The following is a 24,856-nucleotide window of genomic DNA, read 5'->3' as shown; positions in this document are numbered from 1 at the left end:
GCTCGTCAGGACGGGGTCGGCTCGGGCACGGGGACCTGCGCGGCGATGCCCTCCAGGATGGTCGCGACGTTGCGGCCGCCGATCGCCGCCTCGGCGCTGGGGAGCAGCCGGTGGGCGAGCACCGGCTGGATCAGCGCCCGCAGGTCGTCGGGCAGCACGTAGTCGCGGCGGTGCAGCGCGGCCCGGGCCTTGGCGGCGCGGACCAGGTGGAGGGTCGCGCGGGGCGAGGCGCCGAGCACCAGCTCGGGGGTGTTGCGGGTGGCGGCGGTGAGCGCGACGGCGTACCGCTGGACGGTGTCGGAGACGTGGACCTGGCTGACGATCGCGCACATCTTGCGGATCTCGGCGCTGTCGGTCACCGGCTCCAGGTCGTCGAGCGGGTTGAGCGCGCCGTGGCTGGCGAGCATGGCGATCTCGGCGGCCGGGACCGGGTAGCCGATGGAGACCCGGGCGAGGAAGCGGTCGCGCTGCGCCTCCGGGAGGGGATAGGTGCCCTCCATCTCGACCGGGTTCTGGGTCGCGATCACCATGAACGGCGACTCCAGCTGGTAGGTGATGTTGTCGACGGTCACCTGGCGCTCGGCCATGCACTCCAGCAGCGCGGACTGGGTCTTGGGGGAGGCCCGGTTGATCTCGTCGCCGATGACCACGTTGGCGAACACGCCGCCGGGACGGAACTCGAACTCCCGCGTCGACTGGTTGAACACCGACACGCCCGTGATGTCGGACGGCAGCAGGTCGGGGGTGAACTGGATCCGGCGCACCGTGGAGTCGATGCTGCGCGCCAGCGCCTTGCTCAGCATGGTCTTGCCGACGCCGGGGACGTCCTCGAGGAGCAGGTGACCCTCGGCCAGCAGGACGACGATCGAGGCCGAGACGACCTCGCCCTTGCCCTCGATGACCTTCTCGACGTTGGCCTGGATCCGGCCGGCGACCCGGGCAACGGTGTCGACATCGGTGCTCGGCGACTCCACGGCTGTTCTCCCTCTCTCGGCAGCCACCTCGCTGCGGTGCGCCAACTTTAGGCCGCCGCTGGGAACCGCGGCATCACTCAGGTCGGCGCCGCCCGCCGATGCCGGTGCTCCCCACCGGCCCTCCACTTCTCCTCCACTCCGCTCCACCGGCGCTCCCAGCGCGCTGACCTGCGCTTTCAGAGCGCGCGGTGGTGCGAAACGCCCGGAGAAGTGGTGCGTCGGTGGTTGACGGTGGGGGAAAGTGGAGTACTGTGGGGGAAAGTGGAGGACGGCGGAGTCCGGTGGGACGGCTGGGGGTGGCCCGGATGCTCTTCATGGGCACCTACACCCCGAAGCTCGACGACAAGGGCCGCCTCTTCCTCCCGGCGAAGTTCAGGGATCGACTGGCGGAGGGCCTCGTGGTCACACAGGGACAGGACAAGTGCCTCGTCGTCTGGCCGACCGATGTCTTCGCCGAGGAGGCCGAGCGGCAGGCCGCCCGGCCGATGACCAACCGCGCCGCCCGGCGCTACGCCCGGGTGCTCTTCGCCGGCGGCGACGAGAGCACCCCCGACAAGCAGGGCCGGATCGGCATCCCGGCCCACCTGCGTGAGTACGCCGGACTCGAGCGCGACGTGGTCGTGATCGGCGTCCGGGACCGGCTGGAGATCTGGAACCCCACCGCCTGGCGCGAGTTCCAGCTCGAGGCCCTGGAGGAGTTCGCCGACCTCGACGAGGACGACGACTAGCCGCCACCGAACCAACCAGCAGCAACCAGCAACCACAACACAACAGCGGATCCGCAGGACGAGGTCTCAGCCCGTTCCCGCTCCCCAGGCGTCCACCTGTAGCACCTTCCCCGGCCACAGGCGCCACGCCGAACCCCGCCTTCTGGGGCACCTTCCCCGGCACCAGAAGGCATCCCGAACACCGGACCGGGAGCGGGCCGGGACCTGGCTCTGCGGATCCGCTCATTTTCGAGCAGGTTCCGTTCCCAGGGTCGAGGGGTCAGCATGAGCGTCGTTCGCACGCAGCCGCCGGAGGCATCCGGTGTGCGCCGCGTCCGCGAGCAGGCCCGCGACGCCGTCACCTTGATGGCCTTCTCCGCCTCCCTCTCCCTCGGCTGCGCGCTCCTGCTCGTGCTCACCCACCTCGCGGGCCGCTGAGATGAGCAGCCCCCGCCACGTCCCCGTCCTGCTGGACCGGGTCGTCGCCCTTCTCGCGCCCGCCCTCGACGACGACGGCGCCGTGCTGGTCGACTGCACGCTCGGTCTCGGCGGTCACACCGAGGCGGTCCTGGAACGCTGCCCGCGGGCCCGGGTGATCGGCATCGACCGCGACCCCCAGGCCCTCGCCATGAGCCGCGAGCGGCTGGCGTCGTACGGCGAGCGGTTCACCGGCGTGCAGGCGGTCTACGACGAGATCGCCGACGTGCTCGCCGACCAGGGTCTGCCCGAGGTGGCCGGGGTGCTGTTCGACCTCGGCGTCTCCTCCATGCAGCTGGACCTGCCCGAGCGCGGGTTCGCCTACTCCGTGGACGCGCCGCTCGACATGCGGATGGGGGACACCGGGCCGACCGCCGCCGACGTGCTCAACACCTACGGTGCGGCCGAGCTGGCGCGGGTGCTCAAGGAGTACGGCGAGGAGAAGCTGGCCCGCCGGATCGCCGACGCCATCGTGCGCGAGCGCGAGGTCGCGCCGTTCACCAGCTCGGCCCGCCTCGTCGAGCTGCTGTACGACGTCATCCCGGCCCCCGCACGCCGCACCGGCGGCAACCCCGCGAAGCGCACCTTCCAGGCGCTGCGGATGGAGGTCAACGACGAGCTGCGGGTGCTGCAGCGGGCGCTGCCCGCCGCGGTGGAGGCGATCGGCGTCGGCGGCCGGGTGGTCGTGGAGTCGTACCACTCCCTCGAGGACCGGCTGGTCAAGCGGACCTTCGCCGCCGCGACCCGGCTCGACGTCCCCGACGACCTGCCGTTCGTGCCCGAGGGCGCCGAGCCGTCGTACCGGCTGGTGACCCGGGGCGCCGAACAGGCCACGCCCGCGGAGGTGGAGGAGAACCCGCGCGCCGCCTCCGTCCGACTTCGCGCGATCGAGCGCATCCGAGAGAACACCCGTCCGAGCAGGTCATCTGGCAAGGGAGCCGCATAGACATGTCCGCCACCTCACCGCTGCGCAACCGGCTCCCCAATGTCGCTCCTCGCGTCGCCCAGGCGGCGCTCGAGCGAGCCCGGCTGACCGTCGTCCCGCGCCGGCGCACCCGCGCGCCGCGGGTGCCCTTCGTGACCTTCGTCAGCGTGATCCTGCTCGGCGGCGTGATCGGGCTGCTGATGTTCAACACCTCGATGCAGCAGGCATCCTTCCGGGAGACGGCGCTGCGCAAGCAGGCCACCGACCTCGGTGCCCAGCAGGAGGCGCTGGAGATGGACCTCCAGGAGCTCAACGACCCGGCCCACGTCGCCCGGGCCGCCGAGCGGCTCGGCATGGTGATGCCGACGACCGGCGCCGGCGTGCTCAAGCTCGGCTCCGGCATCACCGGCGACCCGCAGCCCGCCACCGGCGAGGACCGGCTGCCGCTCCAACAGCCGGGCCCGAAGCGGCCGGCGAGCCTGGACCCGCCGCCCGTCAAGCAGAAGGTGAAGGCCACCACTGACGGCGTGCCCGCCACGGTTCAGTGACCCTCGCGCCGTAGCCTCGATCCGTGACGAGCCGACCCCTCCCCAGCCGCCTGCGGCGTCGCCCCGGTGAGGTCCTGCGGGGCTCACCGCACCGCCGGATGCGCGTCGGGTTCCTGCTCATCGCGATCGTGCTGTCGGTGTTCGCCGCGCGCCTCGTGCAGCTGCAGGGCGTTGACCCGCAGTCGTACGCCCAGATGGCCGCCGCGGAGGGCCAGGTGCGGGTGACCCTGCCCGCGACCCGCGGCGAGATCCTGGACCGCAACGGCACGTCGATGGCCGACACCGTCGACGGCCGGATGATCGTCGCCGACCCGAAGGTGACCGAGCCGGTCGCGCCCGAGCTGGCGACGATCCTGGCGGACCGGCTCGACGTCGACTACTTCGAGACCCTGCGCAAGCTGCGGGTCGAGGGCAGCCGGTTCCAGTACATCGCCCGCCAGGTGCCGGCGAGCAAGGCCGAGAAGGTCGTGGCCGACATCCAGGAGCGGTTCAAGGACGACAAGGACCGCCCGTTCGCCGGGCTGATGACCGAGCGGGACCCGCTGCGCGTCTACCCCAACCACACCGTCGCGGCCAACCTGGTCGGCTTCCTCGGCGAGAACGGCAAGAAGGGCAAGGACGCCGCGATCATCGGCCTCGCCGGGCTCGAGGACTCCTTCAACACCTACCTGTCCGGCAAGGACGGCGAGGCGCGCTACGAGGTCGGCGCCGGCAACCAGATCCCGCTCGGCGACAACACCGTCACCCCCGCGGTCGACGGCAAGAACCTGACCCTGACCATCGACAGCGACCTGCAGTACTACACCCAGCGAGTGCTGCAGCAGACCGTGCAGAAGTCCGGCGGCGAGTCCGGCATGGCGCTGATCCAGGACACCAAGACCGGTGAGCTGCTGGCGCTGGCCGACTACCCGACGTACGACGCCTCCGACCCGGCCGCCTATCCCAAGGAGCTCTACAAGTCCTCGGCGCTCACCGACGTCTACGAGCCCGGCTCGGTCGAGAAGGTGCTGACCATCAGCTCGCTGGTCGACGCCGGACTGTCCTTCAAGGAGCAGCGGTTCAAGGTCCCCGGTCAGCTGCACCGCCAGGACCGCCCGATCGGCGACTACTGGGACCACGGGACGCTCAAGCTCACCCTGGCCGGCATCCTCGCCAAGTCGTCCAATGTCGGCACCGTGCTCGCGGCCGACCAGTTCAAGCCCGGCCAGCTGCGCCGCTACCTCACCGAGTTCGGACTCGGCTCCCGGACCGCGATCGGCCTCGGCGGCGAGACCCGCGGCCTGCTGCCGCAGGGTGCGGCCTGGACCTCGCAGGTCGGCGACCGCATCGCGTTCGGGCAGTCCCTGTCGGTCAACGCGGTGCAGATGATCTCGGCCGTCAACACCATCGCCAACGGCGGGGTCCGGGTCGCGCCGAGCCTGGTCAAGGGCGAGGCGCGCACCGACGACGGCGCCACGGTCGGCACCGACGTCGCCACCAGCAGGCGCGTGATCAGCGCCGACGCCGCCCACGAGACCATGCTGATGATGGAGCGCGTGGTGGACCCCGAGGCCGGCGTCGCGCCGAAGGCCGCGGTCCCGGGCTATCGGGTCGCCGGCAAGACCGGCACCGCCCAGCGCGTCGTCGACGGCCGCTACGACGGCAGCCTCACCGTCTCGTTCGCGGGCTTCGCGCCCGCCGACGACCCGCGGTTCACCATCTACGTCGTGGTCCACAACCCGCGCGCCGGCAGTGGCGGCGGCAGCGTCGCCGGCCCGGCGTTCTCGAAGCTGATGAGCCACGCCCTGCGCCGCTACGGCGTCGCCCCCACGGGCGCGCAGCCCAACCAGACGCCGGTCGAGTGGTGAGCACCCCCACCACCCGCCCTGCTCACCCGCCGCTGACGTCCCTCGACACCGTCGCCCGGGCCCTGGGCCTGGCCCCGGCCTCGACCGGCGCCGAGCTGAGCGGGGTGACCCTCGACTCGCGCCGGGTCCGGCCGGGTGACCTGTACGCCGCCCTGCCCGGCTCGCGGGCCCACGGCGCCGCGTTCGCCGAGCAGGCCGCGGCGGCCGGCGCGGTGGCGCTGCTGACCGACGCCGAGGGCGCGGCCCTGGCCGCTCCGACCGGGCTGCCGGCCCTCGTGGTCGACGACCCGCGCCGGGTCCTGGGCGCCGTCGCCGCGCTGGTCTACGGCCAGCCGGCCGCCCGGCTGCGCACCATCGGCGTGACCGGCACCCAGGGCAAGACCACGGTCACCCGACTGCTCGACGGCGGCCTGCTCGCGGCCGGCGTGCGCAGCGCCGTGATCGGCACCGTCGGCACCCGGATCGCCGGCGAGGAGGTCAAGACCGCGCTCACCACGCCGGAGGCGCCGGACCTGCACGGCCTGTTCGCGCGGATGGGCGAGCTGGACGTGACGGCCTGCGCGATGGAGGTCTCCAGCCATGCGCTGGTGATGGGCCGGGTGGACGGCGTGGTGTTCGACGTCGCCGTGTTCACCAACCTGGGTCGCGACCACCTCGACTTCCATGCCGACCTCGAGGACTACTTCGCCGCCAAGGCGCTGCTGTTCACGCCCGAGCACGCCCGGCTCGGCCTGGTCTGCGTCGACGACGAGCACGGGCGGCTGCTGGTGACCCGGGCGTCGGTCCCGGTGCGCACCTATGCCGTGCGGGGTGACGCCGACTGGACCGTCTCCGGGATCGACCAGCGCCCCGACGGCTCCACCTTCACCGTCCACGGGCCCGGCGGCGTGCGGGTGCGGGCCGCCGTCCCGCTCGCGGGGGAGTTCAACGTCGCCAACGCGCTGGCGGCGATCGCGGCGGCGGCCGAGGCGGGCTTCGACCCCCAGCAGGTCGCCGACGGGATCGGCGGTGCCGGAGGCGTCCCCGGCCGGCTGGAGCGGATCGAGACCGGCCGCGACCTGACCGTGGTGGTCGACTACGCCCACAAGCCCGACGCGGTCGACGCGGTGCTGCGCACCCTGCGCCCGGTGACCCGTGGCAGGCTGGTGATCGTGATCGGCGCCGGTGGTGACCGCGACCGGGGCAAGCGCCCGGTGATGGGAGCGATCGCCGCCGAGCTGGCCGACCTGGTCGTCGTGACCGACGACAACCCGCGCACCGAGGACCCGGCCGCGATCCGCGCCGAGGTGCTGGCCGGAGCCCGCGGCGGGCCCGCCGAGGTGCTCGAGATCGGCGACCGGCGCGAGGCGATCGCGACCGCGCTGCGCACCGCCGGACCGGGCGACGTCGTCCTGGTCGCGGGCAAGGGACACGAGGCCGGCCAGGAGGTGGCCGGCGTGGTCCACCCGTTCGACGACCGCGAGGTCGTCCGGGAGCTGCTCGCGGAGCTGCCGGGTGGTGCGTCGTGATCCCGCTCTCGCTCTCGGTGATCGCCGACGTGGTCGGCGGCACCCTGCACGGCGCCGACGTCACCGTCTCCGCTCCGGCGTACGTCGACAGCCGGACCCCGCTCGCCGACGGGCTGTTCGTCGCCGTCGTCGGGGAGCGGGTCGACGGCCACGACTACGCCGACGGCGCCCACGCCGTGCTCGGCAGCCGCCCGACCAGCGCGCCGACGGTGGTCGTGACCGACCCGGTGGCCGCGCTGGGCCGGCTGGCCCGCCACGTCCTGGACCGGCTCGACGTCACGGTGCTGGCGATGACCGGCTCCCAGGGCAAGACCGGCACCAAGGACTATCTCGCGGCGGTGCTGCGCGCCCTCGCCGGCGACGCCGCGGTGGTCGCGACCGCGGCCAACAACAACAACGAGCTCGGCGTGCCGCTCACCGTGCTGCGCGCCGACGCCGGCACCCGCTTCCTGGTCCTCGAGATGGGCGCGCGCGGGGTCGGTCACCTCTCCTATCTGTGCGACATCGCGCCGCCGTCGATCGGGGCGGTGCTCAATGTCGGCACCGCCCACGTCGGCGAGTTCGGCGGGCGCGACCAGATCGCCCGGGCGAAGGGCGAGCTGGTCGAGGCGCTCGGGCCCGACGGCACGGCCGTGCTCAACGCCGACGACCCGCTGGTGGCCGCGATGACCGCACGCACCCGGGCCGGGATCCTCACCTTCGGCACGTCCGGCGACGTCCGCTGGCGCGACGTCCGGCTCGACGAGCTGGGCCGGCCCGGCTTCGTCCTGTCGTACGCCGACGGCTCGGCGCCCGTGCGGCTGCGGCAGACCGGTCCCCACCAGGTCCTCAACGCGGCCGCCGCCGCCGCGATGGCGCTCGCGGCCGGCTTCGCGCTGGCCGACGTCGCCCGGGCGCTGGGGGAGGCGACCCCGGCGTCGCGCTGGCGGATGGAGGTCACCCGGCGGGCCGACGGCCTGACCGTGATCAACGACGCGTACAACGCCAACCCCGACTCGATGCGGGCCGCCCTCGAGGCGCTGGTCGGCGTCGCCGAGGCAGGCGGGCGTCGTACCGTCGCGGTGCTGGGGGAGATGCGCGAGCTGGGCGACGAGCACGACGCGGGCCACCGCGCGGTCGGCGCCGACGCCGCGCGACTGGGCGTCGACGTGGTCGTGGTGGTCGGCGCGGCCGCCTCCGGGATCGCCGAGGGCGCGCGCTCGGGCGCCGGTGAGGTGATCGTCACGGCGGGCCGCGAGGAAGCCACGGCCTGGGTGCGGCAGAATGCCGGGTCGGAGGACGTCGTCCTCGTCAAGGCGTCGCGCGGCGCCGCCTTGGAAGTCGTGGCAGAGGCGATCGTGATGAGTGGCACCGAGGAGACGACGGCGTGAGGGCGATCCTGCTCGGCGGCGGCATCGCCCTGCTGATCTCGCTGCTCGGCACCCGGGTGGCGATCAACGCGTTCACCAAGCTGGGCTACGGCCAGGAGATCCGCGAGGACGGCCCGACCAGCCACCACACCAAGCGCGGTACGCCCACCATGGGCGGGGTGGTCATCATCCTGGCCGCGGTGGTCGGCTACTTCGCGGCCAAGCTGATCACCCTCACCGAGCCGAGCGCGTCGGCGCTGCTGCTGCTCTTCCTGTTCGTCGGGATGGGCCTGGTCGGCTTCCTCGACGACTTCATCAAGATCTACAAGCAGCGCAGCCTCGGCCTGCGCAGCAAGGCCAAGATGGCCGGCCAGACCGTGATCGCGCTGGTGTTCGGCTGGCTCGCGCTCTCGCCGATGCTCGAGGACTCCCACGGCCGCACCCCGGCCAGCGAGAAGGTCTCCTTCCTGCGCGAGCTGGACTGGTTCGTGCTGCCGATGATCCTGGCGATCCTGCTGATCTGGCTGTTCGTGGCGGGCTTCAGCAATGCCGTCAACCTCACCGACGGGCTCGACGGCCTGGCGGCCGGCGCGTCGGTGATGGTCTTCGGCGCCTACACGCTGGTGAACATCTGGCAGAGCAACCAGTTCTGCCAGGAGGAGCCGAGCGCCACCTGCTACAACGTGCGCGACCCGCTGGACCTCGCGATCATCGCCGCGGCCATCACCGGCGCCTGCTTCGGCTTCCTGTGGTGGAACGCCTCGCCGGCCAAGATCTTCATGGGCGACACCGGCTCGCTCGCACTCGGCAGCGCGCTCGCCGGGTTCGCGATCCTCACCCGGACCGAGCTGCTCCTGGTCATCCTCGGTGGGCTGTTCGTCCTGGAGACGGTGTCGGTGATGATGCAGGTCGGCTTCTTCAAGCTGACCAAGGGCCGCCGGATCTTCCGGATGGCGCCGATCCACCACCACTTCGAGATGCTCGGCTGGGAGCAGGTCACCGTCGTGATCCGGTTCTGGATCATCACCGGTCTCTTCGTCGCCACCGGTCTCGGCATCTTCTACGCCGAATGGGTCTCCCGTCTCTGATGCCTGACGTCTCCAGCCTCGGCCGCACCGACTCCTGGGAGGGCGTGCGCGCGGTCGTCGCCGGCTTCGGCACCAGTGGCGCCGCGGCCGTCGACAACCTGCTCCACCTCGGCGCCACCGTGCACGCGGTCGCGGAGTCGGTCAGCCCCGCCATCCTGGAGCGCGCCGAGCTGCTCGAGGTCCTCGGTGCGACCATCGAGGTCCACGAGGGTGCGACCGCGCGCCTGCCCGAGGCGGCCGACGTGCTGGTCGTCTCGCCGGGCTTCCGCCCCGACGCGCCGATCATCGTGGCCGCCCGCGAGCGGGGCGTCCCCGTCTGGGGCGAGGTCGAGCTGGCCTGGCGGCTGCGTGACCCCGAGCGTCCCGCGCCCTGGCTCTGCGTCACCGGCACCAACGGCAAGACCACCACGGTGCAGATGCTCGACAGCATCCTGCGCGCGGCCGGCCTGCGCAGCGTCGCCGCCGGCAACGTCGGCCTGCCGCTCACCGAGGTGGTCATGGACCCCGAGCCCTACGACGTGATCGCGGTCGAGCTGTCCAGCTTCCAGCTCCACTACACCGACTCGATGTCGGCCGAGAGTGCGGTCGTGCTCAACGTCGCCGAGGACCACCTCGACTGGTACGCCGGCCCGTCGGGCATGGCCGACTACGCCCGCGACAAGGGCCGGATCTACGCCGGCGTGCAGCGCGCCTGCGTCTACAACGTCGCGGACCCCGTCACCGAGGAGCTGGTCCGCGAGGCCGACGTGGTCGAGGGGGCCCGCGCGATCGGCTTCACCCTCGGCACCCCGGCCGTCGGGATGCTCGGCGTGGTCGAGGACATCCTCGTCGACCGGGCCTTCATCGAGGAGCGCGCCACCAGCGCGGCCGAGCTGTGCACGCTCGACGACCTCGCCTCGCGCGCGCCCCACTTCGTCGCCAACGCGCTCGCGGCCGCGGCGCTCGCGCGGGCCCACGGGATCAGCCAGGCCGCCGTCCGCGACGGCCTGCGCTCCTTCCGCCCCGACGGGCACCGGATCGCCGTCGTCGCCGAGCACGACGAGCTGACCTGGGTCGACGACTCCAAGGCGACCAACCCCCATGCCGCCGCGTCCTCGCTGGCCGCCTTCGCGCCCGTCGTCTGGGTCGCCGGCGGCCTCGCCAAGGGGGCGTCCTTCGACGACCTCGTCGGCGCGGTCGGCGACCGGCTGCGCGCCGTCGTGCTGATCGGGCGCGACCGGGCCGTGATCGCCGAGGCGCTTTCGCGACACGCAGCCGATGTGCCGGTGATCGAGGTGGACACCCCTGAGACTGGTCCCGTCGGAGAGCTCGACCTGATGAGGCGCGTCGTCGCCGCAGCAGCCGAGGCCGCCCAGCCGGGCGACACCGTCCTGCTGGCGCCGGGATGCGCCTCGATGGACCAGTTCACCGACTACGCCGCGCGGGGTGACGCGTTCGCCACGGCGGTGCGCGAACACGTCAGCGGCTGAGCCTGAGCAAGGGGGAGCGCCATCACCACCGCCAACCCCGAGACGACCCGGCCCGCGCGGCTGAGGCTGCGCCTGGGGCTCCCGGCCCGGACCCGCCGGCCCGGATGGCTCAGCGCCCTCAAGGAGGCGCTGGACCGCCCGTTGACCACCTACTACCTGCTCCTGGGCGCCACCGCGCTGCTGCTCGTGATCGGGCTGATCATGGTGCTCAGCGCGTCGAGCGTGCGCGCCTACCGCGAGACCGGCGACTCCTACACCATCGTGCGCCGCCAGCTGATGTGGGTGGTCATCGGCGTGCCCTGCGCGGTCATCGCCTCGCGGGTGTCCGAGCGCTGGGTCCGCCGGCTGTCGTACCCCGCCTTCGCCGTGTCGCTCGCGCTGCTCTTCGTGACCGCCTTCGCCGGCAAGGAGGTCAACGGCAACACGAACTGGCTGGTGCTCGGACCCGTGCAGGTCCAGCCCTCCGAGATCGCCAAGCTCTCGCTGATCATCTGGGCCAGCAACATCTACGCCAACAAGGAGCGCCGGCTCGGCAACCTGCACCAGATGCTGGTGCCGGTCGTGCCCGGCATGGTGCTCGCCACCGGCCTGGTCGTGCTCGGCAAGGACCTCGGCACCGCGCTGATCTTCTTCGCACTGCTCGTGGCGATGCTCTGGGTGGTCGGCGCCCCCGGGCGCCTGTTCGGCATGGTCTTCGCCGTCGTGAGCGTCGCGGCCCTCGGCCTGGCGGCCACCTCGCCCACCCGGCTCGCCCGGATCGCGAACTTCGCCGACCCGTTCAAGGACTACCACGGCACCGGCTGGCAGCCCGCCCACGGCCTGTACGCCATGGCCAGCGGCGGCGTGCTCGGCGAGGGCATCGGGGCCAGCCAGCAGAAGTGGGGCCAGCTGCCCGAGGCCCACACCGACTTCATCTTCGCGGTGCTCGGCGAGGAGCTCGGCCTGGTCGGCACCCTGCTCGTGATCGGGCTGTTCCTGGTGCTCGCCTACGCCGGCGTCCGGGTCGCGCGCGAGACCGCGCGCCCCTTCGTGCGCTACTGCACCTTCGGCATCGTGGTCTGGCTGCTGTGCCAGATGATCATCAACGTCGGCATGGTGCTCGCCCTGCTGCCCGTCATCGGCATCCCCCTGCCCCTGGTGTCCTATGGCGGCTCGAGCCTGCTCCCGACCCTGAGCGCGCTCGGTCTGATCATCGGCTTCGCGCGCCGTGAGCCCGCGGCGGCCCGGGCGCTCGCCCAGCGGCGCCGGGCCCGTTCGGCGGGTCTGAGTGCCTGAAGTAGGTTCTGCCGCGTGAGGATTCTTCTGGCCGGCGGGGGCACGGCGGGGCACACCTCTCCGCTGCTCGCGACCGCCGACGCCCTGCGCCGTCTCGACCCGGCCACCGAGATCACCTGCCTCGGGACGCCCCGCGGCCTGGAGAACAAGGTGGTGCCCGAGGCCGGCTACCCGCTGCGCCTGGTGCCGCCCGTCCCGCTGCCGCGCAAGCCCGGCAAGGACCTCGCCCTGGTGCCGTCGCGGCTGCGCGGCGCGGTCAAGGCGGCGCTCGACGTGGTCGACGACGTACGACCCGACGTGATCGTCGGCTACGGCGGCTACGTCTCCGTGCCGGCGTACGTCGCCGCCCGGCGCCGGAGGCTGCCCCTCGTCGTCCACGAGCAGAACGCGCTGCCCGGCATCGCCAACAAGCTCGGCGCCCGGATCGCCGACCGGGTCGCGGTCAGCTTCCCCGACACCCCGCTCAAGGGCGGCGAGTACGTCGGCCTCCCCATCCGCCGGATGATCTCCACCCTCGACCGGCCGGCGCTGCGCGCGCAGGCGCGTGACTTCTTCGGCCTCGATCCCGAGCTGCCGACCCTCGTGGTGACCGGTGGCTCCCAGGGCGCGCGCCGGCTCAACCAGGCGGTGAGCGGGGCCGCCGCGGCGCTCGGCTCGGCCGGCGTCCAGGTGCTGCACGTCATCGGCCCCAACGGCGCGAGCGACCCGAGCTGGACCGAGCCGGTCCCGACCGGGGTGCCCTACGTCGTGCTGCCGTTCGTCGAGCGGATGGACCTCGCCCTCGCCGCCGCCGACGTCATGGTCTGCCGCTCCGGCGCGTCCAGCGTCGTCGAGGCGGCGGCGACCGGCGTACCCGCGATCTTCGTGCCGCTCCCGATCGGCAACGGCGAGCAGGCCCTCAACGCGCGGCCCGTCGTCGACGCCGGGGGAGCGCTGCTCGTCGAGGACTCCGCGTTCAGTGCCGACTACGTCGCCGACACCGTCCCCGCCCTGGTCCGCGACGCCGACCGGCTGGCCCGGATGGGCGCGGCGGCCGCCGACCTGGTCCCGCGCGACGCCGACGACCGGCTGGCCCGGATCATCCTGGACGCCGCCCGGTGAAGATCCCGGTCCCCGACGAGATCCTCCCCGCCGACCGGCTCGGTCACGTCCACTTCGTCGGCATCGGCGGCGCCGGGCTGTCCGGCATCGCGCGGCTGATGCACCAGGCCGGCGTGACCGTCAGCGGCAGCGACGCCAGCGACTCGGCCGTCGTCGCGGCGCTGCGCGCGGAGGGGATCACCGTCCACGTCGGGCACGACGCGGCCCACCTCGACGGCGTCGACACGGTGGTCGCCACCACCGCCGCTCGCGACGACAACCCCGAGATCGTCGCCGCGCTGGCCCGGGGGCTGCGCCTGTGGCCGCGCTCGGCCGGCCTGCAGTCGGTGCTGGTGGGGCGCGACGTCGTGGCGATCGCCGGCACCCACGGCAAGACCACCACCACCGCGATGACCGTGATGGCGCTGCGCGAGGCAGGCGTCGACCTGACCTTCGCGATCGGCGCCGAGGTCGAGGCGCTCGGCACCAACGCCCGCCTCGGCGGCGGCGCGGTCGCCGTCGTCGAGGCCGACGAGTCCGACGGCGCCTTCCTCGTCTACACCCCCCGGATCGCCGTCGTCACCAATGTCGACGCCGACCACCTCGACCACTGGGGCACCGAGCAGGCCTACGAGGCGGCCTTCGCCGACTTCGCCGCGCGCGCGTCCGTGACGCTCACCGACCGGGCCGACCTCGCCACCCGCACCGTCGGCTTCGCCGACGGCGCCCGGCTGCGCGGGCACGACCTCGTCATCGACGGCGGCCGCACCCGGTTCCGGGTGACCAGCGACGGCGCCGACCTCGGCACCGTCGAGCTCGGCGTACCCGGTCGCCACTACGCCCAGGACGCCCTGCTCGCCCTCGCCGTCGGGCTCGAGCTCGGCCTCGACCCCGCCGCCCTGATCCGCGGGCTGGCCCGGCACCAGGGCGCCAAGCGCCGGATGGAGCCGGTCGGCGAGGCCGGGGGAGTGCGGGTCTACGACTCCTACGCCCACCACCCCAGCGAGATCCGCGGCGACCTCGAGGCCGCCCGCTCCGTCGTCGGCGAGGGCCGGCTGATCGTGTGCTTCCAGCCGCACCTCGTCTCCCGCACCCGGATCTTCGGCGAGGCGATGGGTCGCGAGCTCGGTGCGGCCGACGAGGTCGTCGTGATGGACGTCTACGTCGCCCGCGAGGACCCCGACCCCGCCGTGACCGGCGCGCTGGTCGCGGGTGCGGTGCCGCTCGCCGGCGACCGGGTCCGGTTCGTGTCCGACCGGGCCGCCGTCGTCCCCACGCTGGTGGGGCTGGCCCGGCCCGGCGACCTGGTGCTCACCCTCGGCGCGGGCGACGTGACCGCGCTCGCGCCCCAGGTGCTCGCCGCCCTCGCGGAGGTGGGCGATGGCGAGGCGTAGCGGCCGGGCGTCCGACCCGCAGGCCCGGACCCGTCGCGCCTTCGCCCGGCGCCAGCGCGCCCGCCGCTGGCTGACCTGGCGCTACGTCTTGGCCGCCGTCCTGCTCGTCGGCGCGGTCGGCTTCGGCGTCTACGCCCTCTACTTCTCGCCCTGGCTGCGCGCCGACGGCGTCCAGGTCGTCGGCAACGCCCAGCTCACCGAGAAGCAGGTGCTCGCCACCGCCGACGTCCCCCTCGGCGGCCCGCTCGCCACCGTCGACCTGCACCGGATCGAGCTGCGCCTCAAGTCGCTCGCCACCGTCAAGACCGTCGACGTCTCCCGCACCTGGCCCCACGACGTCCGCATCGACATCGTCGAACGCACCCCGGTCGCCGTCCTCGACCGCGGGGACCGGCTCACCAACCTCGACGCCACCGGCGTCGCCTTCGGCACGCTCGCCAAGGCCCCCGACGGCCTGCCCCGGGTCAAGGTCGGCCCCGGCGCCGACGGCGACGCCCTCGCCGAGGGCGCCGCCGTGGTCGTCGCCCTCGACCCCGCCGTCACCGAGCTCGTCGACTACGTCGAGGTCCGCACCGTCGACGAGATCGACCTGCGCCTGCGCGACGGGCGGCTGGTGCGGTGGGGGAGCGCGGAGCAGGCCGACGACAAGGCCGCGGTGCTGCTGGAGCTGCTGGAGCGCAAGGCGAAGGTGTACGACGTGTCCGTGCCGGGGGCTCCGACGACGAGCTGAGCGGGCTGCAGGAATCGCCGGTCGACCGGTTGTTCCTGCACTTGTCGGGCGTTGCAATGCCCGACAAGTGCCAGTTTCGCCGGTCAACCGGCGATTCCTGCACCCCCACGGCGTGTCTCCACGATCGCGCGTCGCGACCTACCTACTGTCATGACCACGACGAGGTTGACATAACTATAACCCTCAGGTTGAGGGTAAGGGTTGTGGCGACACGCCGGCGGACCACGGGGAAGCGGTCCGGCCGCCTTCGTCGGTGAACGGACACATGAAACTTTCGGACAACACCGGAGAGGTGGAGCCGCCGTGGCAGCTGCACAGAACTACCTGGCCATCATCAAGGTCGTCGGGATCGGCGGGGGTGGCGTCAACGCCGTCAACCGGATGATCGAGGTCGGCCTCAAGGGCGTCGAGTTCATCGCGATCAACACCGACGCCCAGGCGCTGCTGATGAGCGACGCCGACGTGAAGCTCGACATCGGTCGCGAGCTGACCCGCGGCCTCGGTGCGGGCGCGAACCCCGACGTGGGCGGCAAGGCCGCCGAGGACCACGCGGAGGAGATCGAGGAGGTGCTCAAGGGCGCCGACATGGTCTTCGTGACCGCGGGCGAGGGCGGCGGCACCGGCACCGGAGGTGCGCCGGTCGTGGCCCGGATCGCCCGCTCGCTCGGCGCGCTGACCATCGGAGTGGTGACCCGTCCGTTCACCTTCGAGGGCGCCCGCCGCAAGAAGTCCGCCGACGAGGGCATCGAGCGTCTCCGCGAGGAGGTCGACACCCTCATCGTCATCCCCAACGACCGGCTGCTGCAGATCTCGGACCGCAACGTGTCGATGCTCGACGCGTTCAAGCAGGCCGACCAGGTGCTGCTCCAGGGCGTCTCGGGCATCACCGACCTGATCACCACCCCCGGACTGATCAACGTCGACTTCGCCGACGTCAAGGCGGTCATGAGCAACGCCGGCTCGGCGCTGATGGGGATCGGCTCCGCCCGCGGCGAGGACCGCGCGCTGGCCGCCGCCGAGATGGCCATCAGCAGCCCGCTGCTCGAGGCCTCGATCGACGGCGCCCACGGCGTCCTGCTGTCCATCGCGGGCGGATCGGACCTCGGCATCTTCGAGATCAACGAGGCCGCGGCGATGGTCGCCGACGCCGTCCACGAGGACGCCAACATCATCTTCGGCACGATCATCGACGACGCCCTCGGCGACGAGGTCCGGGTGACCGTCATCGCCGCCGGCTTCGACGGTGGCCTGCCCAAGCGTCGCGACGAGACCGCCGTACGCCGACCGGCCCAGCAGGCGCCGGCCACCCCGGCCCCCGCGCGCCCCGCCCAGCAGCAGGCCCCCGCCCAGCAGGCCCAGCCGGCCCAGACCCGCGAGACCCGCGAGAGCCGCGAGGCTCCCGCGACTCCCGCCGAGCCGCAGCCGGTGGGTGCCCGCACCACGCCGGCGCCGATGCAGTTCGACGACGGCGACGACCTGGACGTCCCCGACTTCCTCAAGTGAGTCGTGTTCGCCTTCCGTGAGTCCGTCCCCCTCGACCCGGCCGCCCTCGACGCGGGCCGGGTCGAGGTCGCGTTCACGGACTCCTCCCTCGACCTTCGCGAGGGCGACCGGCTCGCCGGCGTGCTCGACGCCCTGCGGGAGGAGGCCGGCGTACCGTTCGCGCGCCTGCACCAGGTCCACGGCGACGTGGTCGTCACCGTGGACGGCCCGCCGGGCGAGGTGCCGACCGCCGACGCCCAGGTGACGGCGCTGCGCGGCGTCGGCCTGATGGTCCGTGTCGCCGACTGCGTCCCGGTCGTCCTCGCCGACCCGGCGGCCGGCGTCCTGGGTGTCGCCCACGCCGGCCGGCGCGGCGTCCAGGTCGACGTCGTCACCCGCACCGTCGAGCGGATGCGCGAGCTCGGCGCCCGCGACGTCCGCGCCTGGATCGGCCCCCACGTGTGCGGCCGGTGCTACGAAGTCCCTGCCACCCTGCGCGACGAGGTCGTCGCCGCGGTGCCCGAGACGTACGCCGAGACGAGCTGGGGCACCCCCGCGCTCGACCTCGGCGCCGGCGTCGCCGCGCAGCTCGCGGCCGCAGGCGTCCCGGCGAGCGTGGTCCCGGGCTGCACGCTCGAGGACGCCACCTTCCCCTCCTACCGACGCGACGGCGAGAGCGCCGGCCGCTTCGCCGGGCTGGTGTGGCTCCGATGACCCGTGCCGACGAGCTGCGCGCCCACCTGGCGGCCGTCCGCGACCGGATCGCGCGCGCCGCGACCGACGCCGGCCGCGCCGCCAACGAGGTCGCGCTGACCGTGGTCACCAAGTACTTCCCGGCCTCCGACGTCCGCCTCCTCGCCGGCCTCGGCGTCACCGACGTGGGGGAGAACCGCCACCAGGAGGCGGAGGCCAAGGCCGCGGAGTGTGCCGACCTCGACCTGCGCTGGCACTTCATCGGCGGGCTGCAGTCCAACAAGGCCGCCGCCGTGGCGCGGTACGCCGACGTGGTCGAGTCGGTCGACCGGGTGGCCCTGGTGCCTCGCCTGGCCCGGGGTGCCGCCGACGCCGGCCGGGTCGTCGACGTACTGCTCCAGGTCAGCCTCGACCCGCCGGGACGCGACCACCGCGCCGGTGCCGACCCGGCGAGCCTCGCGGCCCTCGCCGACGAGGTCGCCCGCACGCCGGAGCTGCGGCTGCGGGGCCTGATGGCCGTCGCGCCGCTCGACGACGACCCCGCGCTGGCCTTCGCGCGCCTGGCCGGGATCCGCGCGGACTTCCTCGCCCGCCACCCCGACGCGACCGTCCTGTCAGCCGGGATGAGCGGCGACCTGGAGGCGGCCGTGACCGTCGGCGCGACACACGTCCGCATTGGCTCCGCGGTCCTCGGAACGAGGCCCACGGTCCAGTAATGTCCACAACACCACCAGTCGTCCCCGATCGGGGACGCGGATCACGGAGGCAACAGTCATGAGCGGTGCGATGCGCAGGATCGGTGAGTACCTCGGCCTGCTGGAGGACACCGGCTATGACGAGGCCGGCTACGACGACTACGGCGACGAGGCGAGCGAGCCCGCCCGCGGACGCGACGCCCGGGAGGCTCGCGAGCCCCGGGAGCCGCGGCAGGAGCGCCCGGTGCGCGCCGTGCCGTCCGGCACCGTCGCCGACCTCGACGAGCGTCGCCGCCCCGTCGCGGTCGCCCCGCAGCCGGTCGTCGCCGAGCTGTCCCGGATCACGACCCTGCACCCCACCACCTACAACGAGGCGCGCTCGATCGGCGAGGAGTACCGCGAGGGCACTCCCGTCATCATGAACCTCACCGAGATGGACGACGCCGACGCCAAGCGCCTGGTCGACTTCGCCGCCGGCCTGATCTTCGCCACGCGGGGCAGCATCGAGCGGGTCACCAACAAGGTGTTCCTGCTCTCGCCGCCGAACGTCACCGTGGCCGCCGAGGACAAGCAGGCCATCGCGGCCGACGGCTTCTTCAACCAGAGCTGAGCTGGATGGCGCGAGCGTGTCGCTCGTTCCTCGCGCCACGCTGCCGCGCGCGCGGTCGAGTCGGTCGGTGGTCACCTTCGCGTGGCGGCAAGACTGTCGGCTCGCGGAAAGACTTGCCTCCTCCGCTCCGGTCGCTCGTTCCTCGCTCCCTGCGCTCCGTCGGCCGCGCTTCCCGCGACGACCGACGTGGGATGGGCCGAGCGTGTCGCTCGTTCCTCCCCTTCTGGGCCGAGCGTGTCGCTCGTTCCTCGCGCCACGCTGCCGGCCGCGCGGTCGTCTTCCGTAGGTCCAGCCTTGGCATGGCGGCAAGACGGTCGGCTCGCGGAAAGACTTGCCTCCTCCGCTCCGGTCGCTCGTTCCTCGCTCCCTGCGCTCCGTCGGCCGCGCTTCCCGCGACGACCGACGTGGGATGGGCCGAGCGTGTCGCTCGTTCCTCCCCTTCTGGGCCGAGCGTGTCGCTCGTTCCTCGCGCCACGCTGCCGGCCGCGCGGTCGTCTTCCGTAGGTCCAGCCTTGGCATGGCGGCAAGACGGTCGGCTCGCGGAAAGACTTGCCTCCTCCGCTCCGGTCGCTCGTTCCTCGCTCCCTGCGCTCCGTCGGCCGCGCTTCCCGCGACGACCGACGTTGAATGGCGCGAGCGCGCAGTCGAGTCGGTCGGTGGTCACCTTCGCGTGGCGGCAAGACGGTCGGCTCGCGGAAAGACTTGCCTCCTCCGCTCCGGTCGCTCGTTCCTCGCTCCCTGCGCTCCGTCGGCCGCGCTTCCCGCGACGACCGACGTGGAATGGGCCGAGCGCGCATCGGGCGGGTGTGCCGTCGGGGCCGTTGCCCGGCGGCGATAGGTTGATGCCGTGACGATCGTCGGCTGGATCATCGAGGGCGTGCTGTTCGCCTTCATCGGATTCTTGTGGGTGCGCTTCATCACCGACTGGGTCCAGGTGTTCGCGCGCGCCTGGGAGCCCCGGGGGCCGGTGCTGGTCTTCCTGGAGCTGGCCTACTCGACGACCGACCCGCCGATCAACGGCCTGCGTCGGGTGATCAAGCCGATCCGGATCGGGAACTTCGCGCTGGACATCAGCTTCATCCTGGTGATGATCCTGGCCTACGTGCTGCTCGAGGTGAACCGGCGCACCCTGCTGTTGTGAGACTGCTGTGACGCCAGGGACGGGACGCGGATGCCGTCTTCGACCGTCCAGGCGCTATGGTTCGTGAAGACATACCGTCGAGATTCTTCTTTATAGATTGGTGAGGTCATGCCCCTGACGCCAGAGGACGTGAGCAACAAGCGCTTTACGCCGGTTCGGCTGCGCGAGGGCTACGACATGGGCGAGGTCGACCAGTTCCTGGACGAGGTCGAGGCCGAGCTCGCCCGCCTGACCCAGGAGAACGACGACCTTCGCGCGAAGCTCGCCGCCGCGCAGGCCGGGTCGTCGTCGGCGACCTTCGACGCTCCGACCCAGCTGGCGCCGGTGCCCGAGACCCTGCCCGAGCCGCCGGCTCCGGCCCCCGTCGCCGCGCCCGCCCCGGTCGAGCCCGTCGTCGCCGCTCCGGCCCCCGTCGCCGCGCCCGCGCCGGCCGCCACCGGCGGTGTCGAGACGATCCGGGTCGAGACCGTGCCCGAGGCGTCGAACGCCGCGGCCCGCCTGCTCGAGATCGCCACGCGCAACGCCGACGAGCTCGTCGAGGACGCCAAGAACGAGGCCGACAAGATCGTCGGCGAGGCCCGCACCAAGTCCGAGCGGCTCGCCTCCGAGGCCAAGGTCAAGGCCGACCGCCTCGAGTCCGACGCCCGCACCCGCGCCGAGATGCTCGACGCCGAGACCGCCGAGCGTCGTACCCAGCTCTTCGGCGACCTCGAGAAGGAGCGCGACAAGCTCTCCGCCGAGGTCGAGACGCTGCGCTCCTTCGAGCGCGAGTACCGCTCGCGGCTCAAGAGCTACTTCACCCAGCAGCTCGAGTCGCTGCAGACGCCGGGCGACACCCTGGCGCCCGTCGAGGAGGCCCCGGCCCCCAAGCGACTGCGCTCCATCCTCGGCGAGGAAGAGGCCTGAGCCTCTCCTGACAGCTCGACCTGACCGGTCGGCCCGCACCGCGGGTCGGCCGGTTCCGTCGTTCCCGGCCGATCTCGCTCCCTGCGCGCCTCCTTGGACCGCTTCGCCGTACCCGCTACCCTCCGCAGCACGCCCACCGCACGCTGGCGCGTGGGTCGCCGCCTCTGAGGAGTCCTTCATGGCCCGCAGTACGAAGAAGTCGTTGGCCGGTCAGGCCGCCACCGCCGCCCGGAAGATCATCCGCCCGCGAAAGACAGCCGCCACGGCCGCGGCCCCGGCGAAGAAGACCGCCGCGAAGCCCGCCGCGCCCGCGAAGAAGGCGGCTCCCGCGAAGAAGGCGGCGCCGGCCAAGAAGGCGGCTCCCGCGAAGAAGGCGGCTCCCGCGAAGAAGGCGGCTCCCGCGAAGAAGGCGGCTCCCGCGAAGAAGGCCGCTCCCGCCAAGAAGGCGGCCCCGGCCAAGAAGGCCGCTCCCGCCAAGAAGGCGGCTCCGGCCAAGAAGGCGGCCCCCGCAAAGAAGGCGGCCCCCGCGAAGAAGGCGGCCCCCGCGAAGAAGGCGGCCCCCGCGAAGAAGGCGGCCCCCGCGAAGAAGGCGGCCCCCGCGAAGAAGGCGGCCCCCGCGAAGAAGGCGGCCCCCGCGAAGAAGGCGGCCCCCGCGAGGAAGGCGGCCCCCGCGAAGAAGGCGGCCCCCGCGAAGAAGGCCGCGACCCGGAAGGCCACCCCCGGCTCCCTGGTCGTCCTCGAGCACGAGGAGGCCTGGTCGGCCGCCGAGCTGGCCGAGGTGCTGGCCGAGCTCCACGAGCAGCGCGAGGCGAGCGCCCGGATCCTGGAGGAGCAGGAGGCCGACCTGAGCGGCCTGCTGCGCGACTCGGGCGACGGCGCCGGCCAGGACCAGGCCGACCTCGGGGCGACCAGCTTCGAGCGCGACCACGAGCTGACCGTGCTCAACCACGAGCGGGAGAAGGTGGCCCAGATCGACCGGGCCCTGGCGCGCATCGACGACGGCACGTACGGCGTGTGCGAGTCCTGCGGGAACCCGATCGGCAAGATGCGGCTGATGGCGTTCCCGCGTGCCACCTTGTGCATGACGTGCAAGCAGCGCGAGGAGAAGCACGGCGTTCGCTAGGGGCCGTCTCCCGTCGACATCCGTGGCCTCGGTCGATCCGGGACTCGACGGCGCTACGCTCGCCGCGTGAGGCCCGGCCGCGACCGTTGGAGCGTCGTCGAGATCGGCTTCGTCGCGCTCATCGCCGTCCCTGCACTCCTCTCCGCCGTCTACGGCGCCACCATCCCTGAGCGGTTCGGCGTCCAGACCGTCCTGAACGCCGTCGGGGGAGCGGTGGTGGCCGGATCGGCGGCCGTCGCCGTGCTGGGGTTCGGCGCGGCACTGTGGGCACTCGTCACCGACGGCCTCCCGGCGGGACTGGACACGGGCGACCGCCAGGGCGCCGCACCCGTCCGCCGAGCACGGTACGAGACGCTCGCCGTCCTGGCCGCCGTCCTCACGCTCTTCGCGGCGCTGTCTCTCACGGTCCCCGCGGGCCCGGGCGACTTCCCCGTCGCCGGTCTCGGGGTGCTGTTCCTCGCCGTCGCGCTGCCGTGCGCGCGGGTCGCCCGCCGCGGATCTCAATCCGGCTCCTGGCCACGAGTGATCGCCACGGTCTGCTACGTCTGGGGCGTGGCGATGCTCGTCGTGGCACTCGCGGCGTGGCTCTCCCTCGGCAACGCCTAGGGACGGGGAGGCCACGGTGCGCCGTCGCCGGCGCTCACCACCGCCCACCTGAGGCGGCGCCCGCGAATAGTTGCGCCGCTCCTCGGCGTGCGAACATTGGTCCCGAAATGCTGACACTTCGTTGCGCCAGTCGAGCGGCGCTGGACCGTTCCTCTCGCCGTGTGTACGTCGGCACCGCCGGAGCGACGCGATGACGGCAGCGCGACGAGCTCCGCTCGACCACCACGACGACGGACCCGGCCGCTCCGGAGCGCTGCTGGCCCACCCGCGCGGGTGGCTGCTCTTCGCCGCGGTCGCCGCGGTCATGGTGGCGATCGACCAGGTCGCGAAGGTGCTGGCCGTGCGCCATCTCGCCGGCGAGCCGGACCGTGAGCTCGTCGGCGAGCTGCTGCAGCTGCACCTGACGTACAACCCGGGGGCGGCCTTCAGCCTCGGCACCCGGTTCACCGTCGTCATCGCCTGCCTGGCCTGGGTCGCGACCCTGGTCGTGCTGTGGGTCAGCCGCCGGGTCGTCAGCAAGGTCTGGGCGGTCGGCCTGGGCCTGCTGCTGGCCGGCATCGACGGCAACCTGATCGACCGGATGGTCCGTGAGCCCGGTCCGTTCCGGGGCCACGTCGTCGACTTCCTGATGCTGCCGAACTGGCCGGTCTTCAACGTCGCCGACATCTGCATCAACGTGGGCGTCGGGCTGATCCTGCTCCAGGTGCTGCGCGGGGTGAACCTCGACGGGACCCGCGCGACCAGCGCCGAGGCGAAGGAGCAGGCATGAGCGCCGTCGACCACCGCAGCCTGCCGGTCCCCGACAGCCTCGACGGCGAGCGGGTCGACGTCGCGATGGCGCAGCTGTTCGGCGTCTCGCGGACCCGGGCGGCCGAGCTGATCGCCCAGGACCTGGTGGTGCTCGACGGCGCGCCGGTGGGCGGCAAGAGCGAGCGGGTGCTCGGCGGCTCCGTGCTCGACGTCTCCATCCCGGCCGAGGCCGACCCGCTGGAGGTGGTCCCCGAGCTGGTCGAGGGGATCAAGATCATCCACGACGACGACGCCATCGTGGTGATCGACAAGCCGGTCGGCGTGGCGGTGCACCCGTCGCCGGGCTGGCGCGGTCCGACCGTGGTCGGCCACCTCGCCGGGGCCGGCTTCCGGATCTCGACCTCCGGGGCCAAGGAGCGGGAGGGCATCGTCCAGCGACTCGACGTCGGCACGTCGGGCGTGATGGTGATCGCCAAGTCCGAGCACGCCTACTCGGTGCTGAAGAACGCCTTCCGCCGCCGTACGGTCGACAAGACCTACCACGCGCTGGTCCAGGGCCACCCCGACCCGCTCGAGGGCACCATCGACGCGCCGATCGGCCGGCACCCGCGCTTCGACTACAAGTTCGCGGTGATGGAGGACGGCCGACACAGCGTCACCCACTACGAGACGCTCGAGGCGCACCGCTTCGCGAGCCTGCTCGAGATCCACCTCGAGACCGGCCGGACCCACCAGATCCGGGTGCACATGAGCGCGCTCAAGCATCCCTGCGTCGGTGACCTGACCTATGGCGCCGACCCGGTGCTGGCGCGCCGCGTCGGCCTCGAGCGGCAGTGGCTGCATGCCGTCAAGCTGGGCTTCGAGCACCCCGAGACCGGTGCGTACGTCGAGTACGAGTCGACCTACCCCGCGGACCTCGCGCACGCGCTCGAGGTCATCCGTGACGCCCACTGAGCTGCTGCTGCGCCCCGCGACGCCGGCCGACGTGCCCGGGATCGCGGCGGTCCAGGTCGCGGCCCGGGCGAGCGCGGCGATGCCGCCGGGGATCCACGGTCCCGAGGAGATCCGGACCTATCTCGCCGCGCGATTCGGCGCGGCCGAGAACTGGGTCGCCGAGGCCGGGGGCCGGGTGGTCGGCTACGCCCGGTTCACCCGCGAGTGGCTCAACGACCTGTACGTCGACCCGGCCCACCAGGGCGCCGGCGTGGGCGGCGCCCTGCTGGACCTGGTCAAGGCCCGCCACCCCGAGGGGTTCAGCCTGTGGGTCTTCGAGCAGAACGCCCCCGCGCGGGCCTTCTACGCCGCTCGCGGACTGGTCGAGCGCGAGCACACCGACGGCTCGGAGAACGAGGAGCGGGCCCCGGACCTGCGGATGGAGTGGGCGCCCGGATCTGTCGGAGGGTCGTCCTAGAGTCTCCTCGTCCGTCACGTAGGCTGGTCCTCTTCCCCGAGCGACCACCCTTTGATCACTGAGGAGCG

General features: G+C 72.9%; 25 protein-coding genes. 24 read left to right on the top strand and 1 reads right to left on the bottom strand.

The features are described 5' to 3' along the window. Window positions 1-5 precede the first annotated feature (5 nt). Window positions 6-974 carry an AAA family ATPase gene (locus JOD66_RS01515; RefSeq protein ID WP_204835193.1) on the bottom strand — a complete coding sequence of 323 codons (969 nt, stop codon included), beginning with the start codon at window positions 972-974 and terminating at the stop codon, window positions 6-8. 305 nt (window positions 975-1,279) lie between these two features. Between JOD66_RS01515 and mraZ the strand changes: the two genes are divergently transcribed. The 24 genes from mraZ to JOD66_RS01395 all read left to right on the top strand — a co-directional run bounded on the left by mraZ (window position 1,280) and on the right by JOD66_RS01395 (window position 24,788). Next, on the top strand, window positions 1,280-1,702 hold the full coding sequence (mraZ, locus tag JOD66_RS01510; RefSeq protein ID WP_036542364.1) for a division/cell wall cluster transcriptional repressor MraZ: 423 nt from the start codon (window positions 1,280-1,282) through the stop codon (window positions 1,700-1,702). A 264-nt stretch (window positions 1,703-1,966) separates the two neighbouring features. Beyond that, entirely contained in the window at window positions 1,967-2,119 is a 153-nt protein-coding gene (locus JOD66_RS01505) for a hypothetical protein (RefSeq protein ID WP_204835192.1), read from the top strand. Window position 2,120: 1 nt separating this feature from the next. Next, on the top strand, window positions 2,121-3,104 hold the full coding sequence (rsmH, locus tag JOD66_RS01500) for a 16S rRNA (cytosine(1402)-N(4))-methyltransferase RsmH (RefSeq protein WP_204835191.1): 984 nt from the start codon (window positions 2,121-2,123) through the stop codon (window positions 3,102-3,104). Between the two features lie 2 nt (window positions 3,105-3,106). Beyond that, window positions 3,107-3,631, top strand: coding sequence for a cell division protein FtsL (ftsL, locus tag JOD66_RS01495; RefSeq protein WP_204835190.1), 525 nt, complete (start codon window positions 3,107-3,109; stop codon window positions 3,629-3,631). Between the two features lie 23 nt (window positions 3,632-3,654). Then, window positions 3,655-5,478: a peptidoglycan D,D-transpeptidase FtsI family protein gene (locus JOD66_RS01490; protein ID WP_307823226.1), complete on the top strand. Its 1,824-nt coding sequence runs from the start codon at window positions 3,655-3,657 to the stop codon at window positions 5,476-5,478. Further along, on the top strand, window positions 5,472-6,986 hold the full coding sequence (locus tag JOD66_RS01485; RefSeq protein ID WP_464582539.1) for a UDP-N-acetylmuramoyl-L-alanyl-D-glutamate--2,6-diaminopimelate ligase: 1,515 nt from the start codon (window positions 5,472-5,474) through the stop codon (window positions 6,984-6,986). Before JOD66_RS01490 ends, JOD66_RS01485 begins: the two co-directional genes overlap by 7 nt. Beyond that, complete coding sequence (locus JOD66_RS01480) at window positions 6,983-8,356, top strand: UDP-N-acetylmuramoyl-tripeptide--D-alanyl-D-alanine ligase (RefSeq protein ID WP_204835188.1); 1,374 nt, start codon at window positions 6,983-6,985, stop codon at window positions 8,354-8,356. The genes JOD66_RS01485 and JOD66_RS01480 overlap by 4 nt, the downstream gene beginning before the upstream one ends. Beyond that, window positions 8,353-9,423, top strand: coding sequence for a phospho-N-acetylmuramoyl-pentapeptide-transferase (gene mraY / locus JOD66_RS01475; RefSeq protein WP_204835187.1), 1,071 nt, complete (start codon window positions 8,353-8,355; stop codon window positions 9,421-9,423). Before JOD66_RS01480 ends, mraY begins: the two co-directional genes overlap by 4 nt. Continuing rightward, the gene (gene murD, locus JOD66_RS01470) at window positions 9,423-10,892 is read left to right on the top strand and encodes a UDP-N-acetylmuramoyl-L-alanine--D-glutamate ligase (RefSeq protein ID WP_204835186.1); all 1,470 of its coding nucleotides are present in this window, start codon (window positions 9,423-9,425) and stop codon (window positions 10,890-10,892) included. Before mraY ends, murD begins: the two co-directional genes overlap by 1 nt. Window positions 10,893-11,033: 141 nt before the next feature. After that, complete coding sequence (gene ftsW, locus JOD66_RS01465) at window positions 11,034-12,167, top strand: putative lipid II flippase FtsW (RefSeq protein WP_239545020.1); 1,134 nt, start codon at window positions 11,034-11,036, stop codon at window positions 12,165-12,167. Between the two features lie 15 nt (window positions 12,168-12,182). Further along, window positions 12,183-13,268 (top strand): undecaprenyldiphospho-muramoylpentapeptide beta-N-acetylglucosaminyltransferase, encoded by a 1,086-nt coding sequence (gene murG, locus JOD66_RS01460; RefSeq protein ID WP_204835185.1) that lies wholly within the window; start codon window positions 12,183-12,185, stop codon window positions 13,266-13,268. After that, window positions 13,265-14,641, top strand: coding sequence for a UDP-N-acetylmuramate--L-alanine ligase (murC, locus tag JOD66_RS01455; RefSeq protein ID WP_204835184.1), 1,377 nt, complete (start codon window positions 13,265-13,267; stop codon window positions 14,639-14,641). Before murG ends, murC begins: the two co-directional genes overlap by 4 nt. After that, on the top strand, window positions 14,628-15,371 hold the full coding sequence (locus JOD66_RS01450; RefSeq protein WP_204835183.1) for a cell division protein FtsQ/DivIB: 744 nt from the start codon (window positions 14,628-14,630) through the stop codon (window positions 15,369-15,371). The genes murC and JOD66_RS01450 overlap by 14 nt, the downstream gene beginning before the upstream one ends. Before the next feature lie 303 nt (window positions 15,372-15,674). Further along, entirely contained in the window at window positions 15,675-16,874 is a 1,200-nt protein-coding gene (ftsZ, locus tag JOD66_RS01445; RefSeq protein ID WP_204835182.1) for a cell division protein FtsZ, read from the top strand. A gap of 3 nt (window positions 16,875-16,877) precedes the next feature. After that, window positions 16,878-17,567, top strand: a complete 690-nt coding sequence (locus tag JOD66_RS01440) for a purine nucleoside phosphorylase YfiH/LACC1 family protein (protein ID WP_204835181.1) — start codon at window positions 16,878-16,880, stop codon at window positions 17,565-17,567. Next, window positions 17,564-18,262: a YggS family pyridoxal phosphate-dependent enzyme gene (locus JOD66_RS01435; RefSeq protein WP_204835180.1), complete on the top strand. Its 699-nt coding sequence runs from the start codon at window positions 17,564-17,566 to the stop codon at window positions 18,260-18,262. Before JOD66_RS01440 ends, JOD66_RS01435 begins: the two co-directional genes overlap by 4 nt. 58 nt (window positions 18,263-18,320) lie before the next feature. Next, window positions 18,321-18,851 (top strand): cell division protein SepF, encoded by a 531-nt coding sequence (locus JOD66_RS01430; RefSeq protein ID WP_204835179.1) that lies wholly within the window; start codon window positions 18,321-18,323, stop codon window positions 18,849-18,851. An 847-nt stretch (window positions 18,852-19,698) separates the two neighbouring features. Beyond that, complete coding sequence (locus JOD66_RS01425) at window positions 19,699-19,992, top strand: YggT family protein (RefSeq protein WP_204835178.1); 294 nt, start codon at window positions 19,699-19,701, stop codon at window positions 19,990-19,992. A gap of 108 nt (window positions 19,993-20,100) precedes the next feature. Then, entirely contained in the window at window positions 20,101-20,898 is a 798-nt protein-coding gene (locus tag JOD66_RS01420; RefSeq protein WP_204835177.1) for a DivIVA domain-containing protein, read from the top strand. A gap of 178 nt (window positions 20,899-21,076) precedes the next feature. Further along, the gene (locus JOD66_RS01415; protein WP_204835176.1) at window positions 21,077-22,021 is read left to right on the top strand and encodes a TraR/DksA family transcriptional regulator; all 945 of its coding nucleotides are present in this window, start codon (window positions 21,077-21,079) and stop codon (window positions 22,019-22,021) included. A gap of 66 nt (window positions 22,022-22,087) precedes the next feature. After that, window positions 22,088-22,627 (top strand): hypothetical protein, encoded by a 540-nt coding sequence (locus tag JOD66_RS01410; protein WP_204835175.1) that lies wholly within the window; start codon window positions 22,088-22,090, stop codon window positions 22,625-22,627. A gap of 190 nt (window positions 22,628-22,817) precedes the next feature. Beyond that, window positions 22,818-23,396: a signal peptidase II gene (gene lspA, locus JOD66_RS01405; RefSeq protein ID WP_204835174.1), complete on the top strand. Its 579-nt coding sequence runs from the start codon at window positions 22,818-22,820 to the stop codon at window positions 23,394-23,396. Further along, on the top strand, window positions 23,393-24,331 hold the full coding sequence (locus JOD66_RS01400) for an RluA family pseudouridine synthase (RefSeq protein ID WP_204835173.1): 939 nt from the start codon (window positions 23,393-23,395) through the stop codon (window positions 24,329-24,331). The genes lspA and JOD66_RS01400 overlap by 4 nt, the downstream gene beginning before the upstream one ends. After that, complete coding sequence (locus JOD66_RS01395) at window positions 24,318-24,788, top strand: GNAT family N-acetyltransferase (RefSeq protein ID WP_204835172.1); 471 nt, start codon at window positions 24,318-24,320, stop codon at window positions 24,786-24,788. Before JOD66_RS01400 ends, JOD66_RS01395 begins: the two co-directional genes overlap by 14 nt. The last annotated feature ends 68 nt before the right edge of the window (window positions 24,789-24,856 follow it).

The organism is Nocardioides nitrophenolicus, from assembly GCF_016907515.1.
GTDB lineage: Bacteria > Actinomycetota > Actinomycetes > Propionibacteriales > Nocardioidaceae > Nocardioides > Nocardioides nitrophenolicus.
The sequence above is the reverse complement of the archived record's forward strand: the minus strand, read 5'-3'. Positions and strand labels throughout refer to the sequence as shown.